The sequence below is a fragment of the Bacillus sp. SIMBA_026 genome (assembly GCF_046535335.1).
GTDB classification, from domain to species: Bacteria; Bacillota; Bacilli; order Bacillales; family Bacillaceae; genus Bacillus; species Bacillus velezensis.
In genome coordinates, this window is sequence record NZ_JAWRWX010000008.1 from 40,479 (window position 1) to 55,095 (window position 14,617).

Consider the following 14,617-nt stretch of genomic DNA (forward strand, 5'->3'; position numbering starts at 1 on the left):
GAATCGGAATTAATTTAAGATTTTTATTTTGACCTGTTTCTTTCCCCAGCGGTAAGCTGAAGATTTTTCAGGGAAAAAGACATCAATCCGTCTTCCTTTAATGGCTGAGCCCGTATCAGCGGCCACGGCTTCCCCGTATCCGTCTACGTGGACTCTTGTGCCGAGCGGGATGACGCTTGGGTCTACCGCAATGACTTTGGCATTCGGATTGCTTGTCAGGTTAACGCCTGTAGCCGTATGGCCGGAACAGCCGCTGCAGCTTGCGGTATAAGCCGTGGAAGACACGGTAATCACTTTACCGGAAGATCTGGTTTCGCCCGAAGATGCCTTCACAGGTGCACTGAGCTGCTCAATCTTGGGACTGTGCCGCTTTGTGCCAACCGCAATGATCTGATCTTTGCTTTTTTCAGATGTTTCTTCTTTAACAAGCTTTCTTGAAACTTCTTTTCCATTTTCTTTGACAACATGAAAATGCTTTTTAAGTTTGCCTTCTTTTCCTTTTTGAACGATCTTTTCTTTCCCGCTGTCGAGAGACGCATCTTCTTTTTCTTTCACTTGATACGCTATTTTTTCCTCAACTACATCGGTGACTTTTTCGATACGAGTGATTTGTATACCGGCCTGATTTTTTGTGAGCTTTTCGTGTAACGCCGGTTTTACTTTATCTTCGTCTTTCATGTCCATCTTATGCTGCGTTAAAAAGTCAGCGACCGTAGTCGAAGTCGTCCATATTTTCTTTTTCTTTCCCGCATCATTTACAGTGACCTGAAAAGCCGGGTCGACCGTGACTTTCATGCCGTTTGTCACTTTCGTATCTGCTGCTGGATCTATTTTATCGTGCTGATTCACAGGTGTATGCTGTTCGTTCAGAAATGCGCCGACTGTTTTTGCCGTTGACCATAAAGTCTTTTCTTCTCCGCCTCTTGTCACACGGATCTGCTTTGCAGCTTCATACACGACATTCATGTTGTCTGCCAATGCTGTCTGCTTAGACGGGGTAATCCGGTCTTCATTTCTCGTCTCTATATGTAAATCTTCCAGAAGTTCCCCAACCGTTTTTGCATGAGTGCGTATTTGCTTTTTCTTGCCGTTGATGGAAACAGAAACTGATTGTTTTGAGAGCTCATGTGCCCCGTATGCAGTCCCGGTTCCGCCCAGCAGAATAATAGCTGCAATAAGAATAACCTTGCTTTTACCAAGCTTTACGGAAAACAGTTTTTTCATTTTTTGTGTGATGAAAAACGCCTCCTTCTCCTCGGAGAGATTATATAGAGTATCTAAAATGCTGTCAACCCTCCCATCTCGAAGATGAAAAACCTTCAGCGTATCCCTCATTATGCAAAAACAAAGCAAAAAAAGGAAGAGAGACATATCGACAACCTATCTTATGAGGAGAAGGAAGCTTGTAGAACCGTTTTACATATCCACTAAATCGGACAAGCTTTTACACGTTATGACAGCGCATTCTGTCAGTTCATGCGGAAAAGTCTTTTTGCGTTTTCGGTTGTAATTGAGGCAATTTCTTCATATGTCAGCCCTTTTAATTCAGCGAGCTGTTCAGCAACATATTTTACATAGCTTGGCTCATTCCGTTTGCCGCGGAAAGGATGCGGTGTCAGGAAAGGACAGTCCGTTTCAATCAGCAAACGGTCATTCGGAATTTCCTTTGCTACTTCTTTTGGTTTCTTCGCATTTTTGAAGGTAACCGGTCCGCCGAATGAAATATAAAAATTCATATCCATACACTGCCGCGCAACCTCCGTACTCCCCGTAAAGCAGTGCATAATGCCGCCGACTTCTTCCGCCCCCTCTTCTTTCAAAATCGTGACAACATCTTCCGTTGCATCACGATTATGAATGATAATTGGAAGGTTCACTTCTTTGGCGAGAGCGATTTGTTTCCGGAATACTTCTTTCTGAACGTCTTTTGGTGATTTATCCCAGTGATAATCAAGGCCCATCTCTCCGATTGCCACGACTTTTTCGTGAGAGGACAGTTCCTTAATCCATGATAAATCTTCCTCTGTCATGTCAATTGCGTCTACCGGATGCCAGCCGATCGCAGCGTATATAAAGTCATATTCCTCAATCAGCTCCATCGCACGCGTGATAGTGGGTTTGTCGAATCCGACAACGACGATCCGTTCAACTTTTTCAGCCTTTGCACGCGCAATGACTTCCTCTAAGTCTGTGTCAAATTGCTCGGCATTTAAGTGCGCATGTGTATCAAAAAGCATCATAAAAACTCCTTTCTTGTTGAAAAACAAAAGGTGTTCGACGAAATGTTACACGTGAAACACCTTTTGCATCTATTTATTTAATTCGAGTGCCTTTCGGTAATGACTGGTCGACAGCTACAACTTTGAGAACGCCGTCCGATTCTCCTGCCAGTATCATTCCTTGAGAAAGCTCGCCTCTCAGTTTTACCGGTTTTAAATTCGTTACACAAATGATCTTCATTCCCACAAGCTGATCCGGTGTGTAATGCTTTGCGATACCTGATACAACTTGGCGCTGTTCAAAGCCCAGATCAATTTGCAATTTCAGCAGCCGATCTGCTTTTTTCACCGGCTCTGCGGACAAGACCTCTGCGACGCGAAGTTCTGTATCCATAAATTGATCAAACGTAATTTCAGGAAGACGCTCTGCTTCTTGCGGCTCTTCCGCCTTTTCTTCTTTAGCAGGAGCAGTTCCTTGCATTTTTTGCTTGATGTAAGCTACTTCTTCTTCAGCTTCAAGACGAGGGAAAAGCGGTTCCCCTTTTTTCACTTTCGCGTTCTTCAATTGGCCGAATGTCTGAATGCTGTCCCATGCTTTAAGAGACTGATCCTCAACTCCTAGCTGGGCAAACAATTTTTCAGGCGTTTGTGTCAAGAAAGGCTGGAGCAATACGGCTGAGATACGTAAAGATTCAGCTAAATGATACATGACAGAACGTAATTCTTTTTCTTTTTCCTCGTCTTTAGCAAGCACCCACGGAGCAGTTTCATCAATATATTTGTTCGTACGGCTGATTAATTGCCATAGCGTTGATAAAGCGACTGAAAACTCCATGTTTTCCATTGCCTTTTCATAAGCTTTAACCGTTTCACCGGCTACAGAAGAAAGCTCTGAATCAAAATCGGTCACATTTCCTTCATATGAACCAATCTCACCGTCAAAATATTTTTGGATCATTGCGACTGTACGATTCAGAAGGTTTCCTAAGTCGTTCGCCAAGTCATAATTAATCCGTTCTACGAAACCTTCCGGCGTAAAGACACCGTCTGAACCGAACGGTACTTCGCGAAGCAGGTAATAGCGAAGTTCATCCAAACCGTAGCGTTCAATTAACGTTACCGGATCAACGACATTTCCTTTTGATTTCGACATTTTTCCGTCTTTCATCAATAACCAGCCATGCGCAAATACTTGCTTAGGCAGCGGGAGATCAAGCGCCATCAGCATAATCGGCCAGTAAATGGTATGAAAACGGACAATTTCTTTACCGACAAGATGGACGTCAGCCGGCCAGTACTTTTTGTAAAGCTCATCATTTTCCGTATCGTAACCGAGCGCTGTAATATAGTTGAACAGTGCGTCAATCCATACATACACGACATGCTTCGGATTTCCCGGCACTTTTACGCCCCAGTCGAACGTCGTTCTGGAAACGGCCAAATCTTCAAGCCCCGGTTTAATGAAGTTGTTAATCATTTCATTTTTGCGTGATTCAGGCTGGATGAAAGAAGGATTTTCTTCATAAAACTTCAGCAGGCGGTCTGCGTATTTGCTCATGCGGAAGAAGTATGACTCCTCTTTGATTAATTCGACAGGGTGGCCGCTGTCAGGGCTTTTTCCGCCGACAACCTCACCCTTCTCATTTCTTTCCACATCCACCAGCTGTGTTTCCGTATAGAATGTTTCATCAGGGATGCTGTACCAGCCCTCATACTCATCCAGGTAAATGTCACCATTATCAAGAAGTTTTTGAAACACTTTCTCGATAATTTCTTTGTGCCGGCTTTCCGTCGTCCGGATGAAATCATCGTGAGAAATGTCGAGCTGCTTCCATAGTTTTTGGATTTCAGCAACTGCACGATCCACATAAGCTTGAGGCGTGATATTCTCTTCCTCCGCTTTCTGCTGGATTTTCTGTCCGTGCTCATCCGTTCCGGTTAAGTAGCGTACGTCAAATCCTTTTAATCTTTTGTAACGCGCCATCGCATCGCCGGCCACGGTAGTATAAGCATGGCCGATATGTAATTTTCCGCTCGGATAATATATCGGGGTTGTAATATAAAAAGTATTATTGTCTTGCGGCATGTTGCAACCTCCCATTCAGAATGTCGAAAAGCTCACGCCCAAAGGACGAGAGCGGTTTTATTTGATATACAATATTGATATTTGTCCTCTATCTATGATACCATCTTAGCCTTTAAGATCAAGGATATATACGTACTGCGCGTAAAAGAGTAAATAAAATTAAAAATTTTTATTGAAATTAAAAAAAGTCTTAACATGTCGAAATTTGTCGTATATAATCTACTAATATAAAACATCTTGGTTCGAAAGTCTTGATTTAAAAGGATTTTCAGTAGGATAATAGGTTCGAAAAAGCAGTCAAAAAGCCTGTTATTTCAGGATTTCCAAGGCTTTACTTACTATAAGAACTAATTCTTACAATCAATAGTAAACAAAAAGATTGACGATTATTGGAAACCTTGTTATGCTAGGAATGTAAGGAATTTTGTCGAATAATGACGAAGAAAAATATAAACTACAAAATAATTATCTCTCGGGAGGAGACTGTTAATGAAATCTACTGGTATCGTACGTAAAGTTGATGAACTTGGACGCGTAGTTATCCCTATCGAACTTCGCCGTACACTGGGCATCGCAGAAAAAGACGCTCTTGAAATTTATGTTGATGATGAAAAAATCATCCTTAAAAAATATAAACCAAACATGACTTGCCAAGTAACTGGTGAAGTTTCTGATGATAACCTTAAACTTGCCGGCGGTAAATTGGTACTCAGCAAAGAAGGCGCTGAGCAAATCATCTCTGAAATTCAAAACCAGCTTCAAAACCAAAAATAAGCTATTTCATACAAAAACCGTTCTTGTTACGATACAAGAACGGTTTTTTTTTATGATTGAATGTGATAAGCGTCATAAATCTCGCGTTTCGGAACGCCCCGATCTACCGCTGTTTGTTTTATGGCCTGTTTGGAAGATGCTCCTTCGTTTATGTAATGCTCCACATGCTCTTTCTCAGAAAGCTCCGTCCACCAAGTCTTTTCCTCTTCATCCGGTTCAGCGGTTTGATTTCCTTCGACAACGAGACAGAACTCACCGCGGATTTGATCTTCATTTGCCCATTCAATCACCTCGGCGATGGTTCCTCTGATGAATTCCTCATACTTTTTCGTTAATTCTCTCGTGACGGCGATGGTTCGATTACCCAAAACGTCATGCATTGCTGTTAATGTTTCTTTTAATCTGTGCGGCGCTTCGTAAAATATCATCGTTTCCTGCCGTTTTTTCAGGAGTTCGAGTTCTTTCTTCTTTTCTTTTTTCTGTCTGTTTAAAAATCCGTAGAAGAAAAACGGCTGCGGGGTGATGCCTGATGCGGTCAGCGCGGTTAATGCCGCATTTGCACCCGGAAGCGGAACGACATATCCGCCGATTTGGGTGAAATCTCTCACAATCTCAGCCCCCGGGTCGGAAATTGTCGGCATGCCGGCATCACTGACCAATGCCACATTCTTTCCGCTTTTCAGCCATTCAATGATTTTATGGCCGCTGCTTTCTTTATTATGTTCATGATAGCTGATGAGAGATGTTTCTATGTCATAAACATGGCACAGCTTTTTCGTCTGTCTCGTATCTTCGGCAGCTATGACATCGGCCGATTTCAGCGTCTCTACTGCACGAAAGGTCATGTCCTCCAAATTGCCGATCGGTGTAGGAACAAGGTACAGGGTTCCCATTTCAGATTTTCCGTTAAAACTCATCTGGCGTCTTAACATATACAGCCTCCTTGCTGCGTCGTTTTTCTTCTATATATTGCTCTTTTTTCTTTCGGGTCAGCTGTTTAAAACGGTATTCCGCCTGCATCGCTTCCCGTTTTGTTTCAAATGATTCCGCATGGCATAACAAAACCGGCCTCCGCGCTCTTGTGTACTTCGCGCCCTTTCCCTCATTGTGGGTTTTCAGCCGTTTTTGCAGATCATTTGTATAACCGGCATACAGACTGTTGTCATTGCACAGCAGCACATAAAAGAAATGACTATTTGTCTCCATATAAAATCGTGCGGATCTCTTTCGTATATTCATTTTGTTCATTGTATACGAACAGCGGGGGAAGAATTTTGAGATCAGGGCGGCCGCCTTTAATTCCTTCAACCAAAATGGTATTCGCTTCTTTACCTTGTTTCGGATAAATAAACTGAACCCGTTTCGGTTCTATTCGGTACGCTTTCATTAATTCAAAGATTTCCAAAAGCCTCCCCGGCCGATGAACGAGAGCCGCTTTTCCGCCTTGCTTCAGCAGTTTGCTGCTGACGGAAATCACATCTTCAAGCGTGCAAAGAATTTCGTGCCTTGCGATTCTGAGATGCTCGTTCAGGTTCTGCTCCGCCTCTTTCGGTGTTTTAAAATAAGGCGGATTGCAGGTGACAACATCATATTTATTATGTCCGAGTCTTTCCGGCATATTTTTCAGATCATCATGAATGAGACTGATCTGACCGCCCAGCCCGTTGTATTCCACGCTTCGGAGCGCCATATCATACAAGCGTTCCTGAATTTCAACGCCGGTGATATCGGCTTTTGACCTTGTGCTGAGCAAAAGCGGCACAATGCCGTTCCCCGTGCATAAATCAACGATGTTCCCCTTTTGAATCGGAACGTATGCAAACTTAGACAGCAGCACGGCATCTAATGAAAAAGCGAAAACCGTCGGACTCTGTACTATTTTCATATCCTCTGCTAATAAGTAATCCAATCTTTCATCATCACGTAATGAAACCATAATCTTATTCCTTTCGGCACTCTTTGAAAAAGGCTTCCGACATCAGCGGAAGCCTTTTCCTTATTTTTTATTTAAGAAGGACAGACAAAAAAGGCAATCTCCCTTGCGGACGCTCCCATAATGGACGTTGCAAATATGAAAGCCTTCTTGATACAGCCGGGCCAGATTGTCGTACCCTTCTCCTATATCACTCTGCTCTGCCTTCTGTGTTTTTGTTTCTTTCTGATCAGCTTTGAATTTCTCAATTTGCTCTGTCGTGTCATCAAGCCGCTTACGCAAATGCTTATTTTCAAGCTGAAGATGGTGATTCTCTTCAATCATTTCGCCGATATGCTGCTTTAAGTCACCCAGCTGACGGTACAGCGAACCGATTTGTTCCTCCAGGTTTATGACAGTATCAAATAACTCTTTTTTATCCAAGGTTCCACACCTCGTTAATCTGTGGTTTGTGCGGATACGACGCCCTCTTCCAAGAGCTCTTCCCAAGTATATTCTATCACTTTTTCACGATTCTTCAGTTCCACCTGAAGCACCCGTTCCAGAATATTAAGACCGACAACCTTTGCGGGGCCGTTTGCCGTCGTAATCATTTCGCCTAAATCCGGCAGCTGTTCTTTTGCCGTCTCATACTCATCATTTTCGTACTTCAAACAGCACATCAAACGGCCGCACAGACCGGAAATCTTCGTTGGGTTCAACGATAAATTTTGATCCTTCGCCATTTTGATGGACACCGGTTCAAAATCACCGAGGAACGTGGAGCAGCAAAGCATTCTCCCGCATGGTCCGATACCGCCGAGCATTTTCGCCTCGTCCCTCACCCCGATTTGGCGCAATTCGATTCTCGTTTTAAAGATAGAAGCCAAGTCTTTGACCAATTCCCTGAAATCAACCCGTCCGTCTGCTGTAAAGTAAAAAATGACTTTATTGCGGTCAAATGTAAACTCAACATCAACCAGCTTCATATCTAAGCCGTGGTCAGCCACTTTTTTCTGACAGACTTCAAAAGCGGACAGGGCCTCCTGTTTGTTTTCTTCTACAATGAGAAGATCGCGTTCATCAGCAACGCGTATGACCTTTCGAAGCGGAAGCACAACATCATGCTCGTCCACTTGTTTATTTGCGATGACAACCTGCCCGTATTCGACACCTCTTACGGTTTCAACAATGACGCAGCTGTCTTGTTCTATATCAAATCCGTTCGGATCAAAGTAATAAATTTTTCCCGCTTTTTTAAAGCGGACGCCTATTACGTTGTACAAGCTTATCCCTCCTGCAACGTTAACACCAAGTGCTCCATTAATCCCTGCACATTCACATTGGAATGAAGCCGTTTTTTTGCTTCTAAAACAGCGAGAATTTGGTTCGTAACGCTTTGTTGTGTAAATTGCAGCGCATGCTGTTTTATTGATTGGAATAAGTCTTGATAAATCAGTTTATCTTCATTTCCAATTTGGATGGATAATACATCACGGTATATCAATAAGAGCATATCAAGACCCATTTCTTGATGGGTTTTTTCTTTGAAAAAGGGCACCCACTGATCCTGAATGAAGAAAAAGGCATGTCCTTTCCGCTGATGTAAGACTTCATACAATTTTATCACTTTCGCTCTGGACTCTGCAAACTCATCATTTCGACTTAATTCGACTGCTTCCGCAATATTATTTGTCATATTTGCTAAGAGCCGGGCCATGTGAGGGCTCACTTCCTGTTCAATCAGCCTTTCTTCTATGGCTTTCGGCTGAAGCGGCTGGAACGGAAGAACCTGACATCTCGAAACGATGGTATCCAGTATTCGGTGGAGCTGCTCAGTAATAAGAATTGCGATGGTGTCTTGACTCGGCTCCTCTAAAAATTTCAGCAGACTGTTTGCCGCATTTGTCGTCATTTGATCCGCATGGGATATAATGTATAGCTTTTTATGCGATTCCAGTCCTGTTTTAGAAAACTCTTCCTGAAGCGATTGGATCTGAGCCTTTTTAATGGATAATCCGTCGGGCTGAACCACATGCAGGTCGGGATGGTTTCCGGATTCAATACGCTTACAGTTCCGGCATTTCCCGCAAGGCTCAGTCCCGCCTTCAAGGCAAAAAAAGCTTTTTGCGAGAAGCAGTGCGGCATCCAATTTGCCCGTACCTTTTTTGCCTTCAAACAGATATGCGTGAGAAAGCCTTTTCTTTTCAATACTGTTATGCAAAAGCCGCATCACTCTGGGCTGCTGCCCGGTCATTTCCTTCCATGATATTGCCATTGTATCACTCTCTATGTGTAAAGGTTAATCAATAAACCTTTTATTTCTCCGATTCGATCCAGCAAATCAATTGCCGGTTTTTCCTGATCTAACATTTCTTCTGTCAGCTGGAGCAGTTTTTCATCTATTTCTTTCACAAGCCCCAGAGTCCGGCTGCTGCCGTACAGGTCAAAGCTTTTCTCCGTCTCATGCGATAATCCGCTGTCTACGGCCTCTTTTACAAAACGTTTTACCAATCCTTTGAATTTCGCTAAGTCTTTGAAGTTTCTCGACTTCGTCAGCCTTTTCCCGAACGTTTCTATATCCGTTAAGAACCTGCTCAGCTGATCAAATTTCAGCTTGCTGCTTTGACTGTCCATTGAACTTTTAAATGTTCCGGAAAGCTCTGCCGCTTTATAAGCAGGCTGCTGCTTTTTCTCAATAAATGTACGTAAGTCAGAATTTATTTTCACGTCGTCAAATCCTTAAAATTGATGAAATTCATCGACCGGGAGGACAAAGACCGTCGCTCCGCCGACTTCCACTTCGACGGGATATGGAACGTAGGAATCCGCATTCCCGCCCATCGGGGATACCGGGGCAATCATCTGATCACGTTTACAGCCATTCTCTTTAATAAGGCTGAGCGCTTTATCGACACGGATATCTTCCACCCCGATCATAAACGTCGTATTGCCTGATTTAAGGAATCCGCCTGTTGTCGCAAGCTTCGTCACCCTGAAGTTGTGGTCGGTTAATACTTTCAAAAGCCTGTTGCTGTCCTGATCCTGCACCACTGCCACTATTAGTTTCATTCTCTAGGCCCCCTTTAGGTTGGAAAGAACATTGTCGTTACATTCATTATAGCAACTTATGAGAAACAGGTCACAACTGAATTTTTTTCAATGCTTCATTTATCACTTTAAGTGCGTCCTGAATGACGAGTTCCTTCTTTTTCGAAGCGTCAATTGTATGAAATCTTTCCGGAAAACGCTGCATGACCTTTTGGTATCCTTCCCGTACTTTTGTGTGAAAGTGCAGGGCCTCAAGATCGAGACGATTCTTCTCTCTTGAATCATTCGACGTAATCCGTTTCAACCCTTCTTCCGGCTCAATAGAAAAATAGATGGTGACATCAGGCATCGTATCGCCGATTGCAAACTGGTTGATAGAAAGGACTTCATCAATGCCGAGCCCTCTCGCATAGCCTTGATAAGCCAGCGAACTGTCGATGAAACGATCGCACAGCACAATGCGGCCTTCTTTCAATGCAGGCTGCACCTTTTCGGCTAAATGCTGTCTTCTCGCCGCAGCGTAAAGCAGCGCCTCCGTTTTTGCATCCATCAGTGTATTGTTTTTATTTAAGATCACTTCTCTGATCTGTTCCGCAATGTCGATGCCGCCCGGTTCTCTTGTCGCTGTCACCGGGAGCCCCTCTGCCGACAGAATCTCTTTCATTTCCTGAAGCACAGTCGTTTTCCCTGCACCTTCAGGACCTTCAAATGTTATAAATAAACCGCTCATGATTTCTCCTCTTCTATATAGACAAGTAATTGTTCCCCGTTTAACAAGCCTTGAATATGCGTGTCCATGCCGATTAAACGAGAAAGCTTTTGTACGATCTCTTCTGTTATCCGTTCTCCGTCCATGATCAGCGGAATTCCCGGCGGATAAGGAATAATGTTCCCCGCATGCAAGCGCCCGGCAGCCTTATTTATATCTGTAAGCTCTTTTTTAAACTTCCGCATCTCATTTTGCGGGTATTCAAGTGTCGATATGGACGGAAATGTCCATTTCACGGCATCCGGCAATTTATCGGGCGGTGTATTCTCCAGTTTCTGCTGTATGTTTCTTACGGTTGCCTGTTCTATCATCCGCCGGCCGCCTATCGGCAGTACGAGCAATACTTGGTACTCGTCAGCCAGCTCGGCAACAATGTCTTCACTCTCCAAAATGCGTTGTAATGAGTAGCCGGAATGTCCGAGCTTTGACCGAAGAATTAATTTTAACGGGTCCGCCCGCAGCCCATATCCGGAAGGCTCGATTATTTCAATAGAAGAAATTGATGCGAACCTTCGTTTGATTTTCTCAATGTGCTCCATATGAACGGGAAGTGTCCCTTTTTCAGCAATATCCTGCACATAAGCGCGCGCCGTATCTAAAGATGCCATAATCGGGTATGACGGGCTGCTGCTTTGCAAACTGCTTATATAATAAGTTAATCGATCTCTGTCAATTCTGGTGCTGTTCAAATGAAAGTAAGACCCCATCGTCATAGCCGGAAGCGTTTTATGAGCCGATTGAACAACGGCGTCCGCCCCCATAGCCAATGATGAAGGCGGGAAAGGCTGGCCTAACACAAAGTGAGCCCCATGAGCCTCATCTACCAGTACAGGAACGCCGTATGAATGGGATTTGTTAACTGCCGCAGTCAAATCGGCGGCGTGTCCGTAGTAAGTCGGATTGGTCAGAACAAGTCCTTTCGCGTTCGGATATGACGCCAGCGCTTTTTCGATGACTGAAAGGGATACATGTGCCGGCACATGCATGTTTTCATCGATTTCCGGCGCCAAATAAACCGGCTTGGCTCCGGCCAATGCCGCCGCATGGAAAACAGACTTGTGACAATTACGCTGGATCAGAATGGGTTCCCCCGGTTCACAAACAGCTAAAATCATCGCCAGATTGCCGGCGGTCGTTCCATTGACGAGAAAGAAACTTTCCTGAGAGCCGTAAAATCTGCTCACCAATTCCTGCGCTTCCTTAATGACCCCCGTCGGGTGATGCAAGTCATCAAGACCCGTGATCTCAGTCATATCAATAGATAAAAGAGATTGATATACAGATTTGGCTTCATCAAAAAAGACATCTCCATTGTGATGTCCCGGAACATGAAAAGAATACGTATTTCGGTGCGCATGCTTCATCAGCGCTGTATATAAAGGTGTGTCCATTTTTAAACAAATCCTTTGCCTGTCTTTCTTATTATATCGTGACTGCGAGCCAACTTAAAGCTAAGACTTTTGCCATCTAGCCGTTATCCCGGCCGGACCTCATATCAAGCAGCTTCTTTTTTAAATCGCCTTCCATGATAACAAGCTCCTCCTCGGCACGCCTGCGTTTCATCCTGCCTTCTTCTTGAATAGACATGATTTCTTCAAGTGTGCTGACTAAGCTTTCCTGCACTTTTTTGAGGGTTTCTGCCTCAACAAGTCCGCGCTCATTGGCTTTGGCGGTCTCGACTGTACTTGTTTTCAGAAGTTCGGCGTTTTTCAGCAGCAATTGATTTGTCGTATCCGCCGCCTTCTGCTGCACATCTGCCGCACTCCGCTGCCTCATAAGGGTCAGCGCGATGGCGACTTGATTCTTCCATAAAGGAATAGCCGTAACAATGGAGGACTGAATTTTCTCTGCCAGTGCCTGATTCGTGTTTTGAATCAGGCGGATTTGCGGCGCACTCTGAAGCGTAATCTGCCTGCTCAGCAGCAGATCATGCACCCTCTTATCCAGACGGTCGGCAAACTGGCGAAGATCATTCACTTCCTGCGCGGCCATTTGATTGTGTTCTTGTAATTCGGCTTTTCTTGCCGCATCGGGTATCAGCTTTGTTTTCAGCTCATCTAATTTTAATTCCCCCGCTGCTATATACATAGTTAAATCAGAAAAGTATTGTTTATTTTGGGCGTACAGCTGATCTAACAATTTATTGTCACTCAACAGCACATTTTTAGAATGTTCCAGCCTTCTGCTGATACGGTCAATCTGCACACTTGTCTTTTGATATTTCGAAAGCACTTCCTGCACAGAACCGGATACCCTTTTAAACAGCCGGGCGAAAAACCCTTTGTTCTTCATCTGCAGATCATCGGGGTTTACCTGGTCAAGCTTCAGCATCAAATCAGCCAGTATCTGTCCCATCTCTCCTGCATCTTTTTTTTGCACGTGCTCTATCATCGTGTGGGAAAATTCCAGAAGATTCGCCTGCGCCTGTGAACCAAACAGAACAATGCTTTGCATGTTCTCAGGGTCCAGTTTTTCAGCGAGCTGAAGTGCCGCTTCTCTTTTTTCTTCCGGCAGCGTATCTGCAAGCTTTAGATGAGTCTGGTCATTTTGGGCGCCCATGCTGTCGTCGGAACGGTCTTTGGCCATTTCCTTCTTCCTTTCTTATTTTCTCAGTGAATGCTTTGCCATATCTAATTCAAAGTGCAGGTCGTCGATGTCCTCCTTCATCAGTTCATGAAGATCCTCTTCCAGCCTTCTGGAAAGCTCTGCTAGAGTCACCCTCGTATCACTCAAGGACATTGATAAATCTTTATTTTTTCGCGGCTGTGAGGAGAGCAGAGCATACTTTTCCGTCAGTTCCACAACAGAATCAAGCGTTTGATAATAGAAACGCTCTGCCTGATAAAAACGCTTCGGCTCTTGCTTTGTGAGCAGATATATTCGTCGGGTTATCCGCAGTATCTCTGCATTCTGCTTCAGCATTTGTATACTTTTAGAGCGAAAAAGCGCCCTGCGTAATCGGATGATTTTACCCTTTGCTTCCTCAAGATTTTCCTTGATATAAGCATATTCTTTTCTTGTCAGCCGGTGTTTTTTTAAAAGGAGACGCTTCGCATTCCACAGGCCGGCCGCACTGACAGCGGCTCCGCCGGCCGCCCCGTATAAAAGCGAATACAGAAAAGGCTGATGCCCTATCGTAAAGAAGGTTATCCCCGCTAATACAAAAACTGTGCTGCCGCAAAGCGTCCATTTCATATATTGAATAAACGGTTTCATACTTGATCGACTCCTATTTATTCACTTTTATCAGTATTATCTATTACATTCCATGTCTAAACAAGTTCCTCTTCTTATCGTATCAGTTCTTTTATAAAAAGTGTAAAAACTCCTCTGATTTCAGGCAAAAAAAAGACCCTTTTCAGGGTTAAGAATATAACGTCGGTGTATGAAGGCTTTTCAGTTTACGAACGAAAAATTCATAATTTGGATCAGAGGTCGGAGTGGAAACTACTTTCTTCTCACACTCTAAACATATAAATTTCGTATAAATATGGATTCCCCTGCTTTTTTTGTTTTCACACACAATACATGTTTCTTCATGGCTGGACGTTTCATTCATTTTGCCCACCTCCGTATGAATAGCCTTCCCTTAAGCTGTTGATTGTATACACAATTTGGACCTTTTTGAAGTTTGCAATTAGTATATGGGTGTTTCCGTATTTCGGTGTTTGTTTTGTTTTTATTCAAAAACAAAAAAGGCAGCTCATCATGAGCTGCCTTTACCGTAATGATAGCTTGGCGGCGTCCTACTCTCACAGGGGGAAACCCCCGACTACCATCGGCGCTGAAGAGCTTAACTTCCGTGT

The 14,617-nt window shown here is 43.9% G+C and carries 17 protein-coding genes and 1 rRNA gene; 1 reads left to right on the plus strand and 17 read right to left on the minus strand.

Annotation, left to right across the window (positions count from 1 at the left end; all coding sequences use genetic code 11):
- Window positions 1-9: 9 nt before the first annotated feature.
- From SB847_RS20175 to metG, 3 genes are all read right to left on the minus strand, one after another.
- Window positions 10-1,335: a resuscitation-promoting factor gene (locus SB847_RS20175; RefSeq protein ID WP_410578357.1), complete on the minus strand. Its 1,326-nt coding sequence runs from the start codon at window positions 1,333-1,335 to the stop codon at window positions 10-12.
- Between the two features lie 134 nt (window positions 1,336-1,469).
- Window positions 1,470-2,237, minus strand: coding sequence for a TatD family hydrolase (locus SB847_RS20180; protein ID WP_410578359.1), 768 nt, complete (start codon window positions 2,235-2,237; stop codon window positions 1,470-1,472).
- Between the two features lie 76 nt (window positions 2,238-2,313).
- On the minus strand, window positions 2,314-4,305 hold the full coding sequence (gene metG, locus SB847_RS20185; protein ID WP_410572257.1) for a methionine--tRNA ligase: 1,992 nt from the start codon (window positions 4,303-4,305) through the stop codon (window positions 2,314-2,316).
- A 483-nt stretch (window positions 4,306-4,788) separates the two neighbouring features.
- Between metG and abrB the strand changes: the two genes are divergently transcribed.
- Window positions 4,789-5,079 carry a transition state genes transcriptional regulator AbrB gene (gene abrB, locus SB847_RS20190; protein WP_169510469.1) on the plus strand — a complete coding sequence of 97 codons (291 nt, stop codon included), beginning with the start codon at window positions 4,789-4,791 and terminating at the stop codon, window positions 5,077-5,079.
- Between the two features lie 50 nt (window positions 5,080-5,129).
- On the opposite strand, the gene rsmI is transcribed toward abrB, so the two are convergent.
- The 14 genes from rsmI to rrf form a co-directional block, all read right to left on the minus strand.
- Window positions 5,130-6,011 (minus strand): 16S rRNA (cytidine(1402)-2'-O)-methyltransferase, encoded by an 882-nt coding sequence (rsmI, locus tag SB847_RS20195; RefSeq protein ID WP_410578361.1) that lies wholly within the window; start codon window positions 6,009-6,011, stop codon window positions 5,130-5,132.
- Entirely contained in the window at window positions 5,986-6,285 is a 300-nt protein-coding gene (locus tag SB847_RS20200; protein ID WP_038456669.1) for a GIY-YIG nuclease family protein, read from the minus strand. The genes rsmI and SB847_RS20200 overlap by 26 nt, the downstream gene beginning before the upstream one ends.
- Window positions 6,272-7,015 (minus strand): tRNA1(Val) (adenine(37)-N6)-methyltransferase, encoded by a 744-nt coding sequence (locus SB847_RS20205; protein WP_004264717.1) that lies wholly within the window; start codon window positions 7,013-7,015, stop codon window positions 6,272-6,274. The genes SB847_RS20200 and SB847_RS20205 overlap by 14 nt, the downstream gene beginning before the upstream one ends.
- Window positions 7,016-7,075: 60 nt before the next feature.
- Window positions 7,076-7,435, minus strand: a complete 360-nt coding sequence (yabA, locus tag SB847_RS20210) for a replication initiation-control protein YabA (RefSeq protein ID WP_004264720.1) — start codon at window positions 7,433-7,435, stop codon at window positions 7,076-7,078.
- Between the two features lie 14 nt (window positions 7,436-7,449).
- Window positions 7,450-8,277, minus strand: a complete 828-nt coding sequence (gene ricT, locus SB847_RS20215) for a competence/sporulation regulator complex protein RicT (RefSeq protein ID WP_004264723.1) — start codon at window positions 8,275-8,277, stop codon at window positions 7,450-7,452.
- Between the two features lie 2 nt (window positions 8,278-8,279).
- Complete coding sequence (gene holB, locus SB847_RS20220) at window positions 8,280-9,269, minus strand: DNA polymerase III subunit delta' (RefSeq protein WP_032872173.1); 990 nt, start codon at window positions 9,267-9,269, stop codon at window positions 8,280-8,282.
- Between the two features lie 11 nt (window positions 9,270-9,280).
- On the minus strand, window positions 9,281-9,721 hold the full coding sequence (locus SB847_RS20225; RefSeq protein WP_004264730.1) for a YaaR family protein: 441 nt from the start codon (window positions 9,719-9,721) through the stop codon (window positions 9,281-9,283).
- A gap of 12 nt (window positions 9,722-9,733) precedes the next feature.
- The gene (gene darA / locus SB847_RS20230; protein WP_004264734.1) at window positions 9,734-10,063 is read right to left on the minus strand and encodes a cyclic di-AMP receptor DarA; all 330 of its coding nucleotides are present in this window, start codon (window positions 10,061-10,063) and stop codon (window positions 9,734-9,736) included.
- A 70-nt stretch (window positions 10,064-10,133) separates the two neighbouring features.
- Window positions 10,134-10,772 (minus strand): dTMP kinase, encoded by a 639-nt coding sequence (gene tmk / locus SB847_RS20235; RefSeq protein WP_038463554.1) that lies wholly within the window; start codon window positions 10,770-10,772, stop codon window positions 10,134-10,136.
- The gene (locus tag SB847_RS20240) at window positions 10,769-12,202 is read right to left on the minus strand and encodes an aminotransferase class I/II-fold pyridoxal phosphate-dependent enzyme (protein WP_410578363.1); all 1,434 of its coding nucleotides are present in this window, start codon (window positions 12,200-12,202) and stop codon (window positions 10,769-10,771) included. Before SB847_RS20240 ends, tmk begins: the two co-directional genes overlap by 4 nt.
- 76 nt (window positions 12,203-12,278) lie before the next feature.
- Window positions 12,279-13,397 carry a toxic anion resistance protein gene (locus tag SB847_RS20245; RefSeq protein WP_410578365.1) on the minus strand — a complete coding sequence of 373 codons (1,119 nt, stop codon included), beginning with the start codon at window positions 13,395-13,397 and terminating at the stop codon, window positions 12,279-12,281.
- 15 nt (window positions 13,398-13,412) lie between these two features.
- Window positions 13,413-14,027 carry a 5-bromo-4-chloroindolyl phosphate hydrolysis family protein gene (locus SB847_RS20250; protein WP_410578367.1) on the minus strand — a complete coding sequence of 205 codons (615 nt, stop codon included), beginning with the start codon at window positions 14,025-14,027 and terminating at the stop codon, window positions 13,413-13,415.
- Between the two features lie 148 nt (window positions 14,028-14,175).
- Window positions 14,176-14,370 carry a sigma factor G inhibitor Gin gene (locus tag SB847_RS20255; RefSeq protein WP_038456651.1) on the minus strand — a complete coding sequence of 65 codons (195 nt, stop codon included), beginning with the start codon at window positions 14,368-14,370 and terminating at the stop codon, window positions 14,176-14,178.
- Between the two features lie 174 nt (window positions 14,371-14,544).
- A 5S ribosomal RNA gene (gene rrf / locus SB847_RS22610) occupies window positions 14,545-14,617 on the minus strand; the annotation flags it as partial.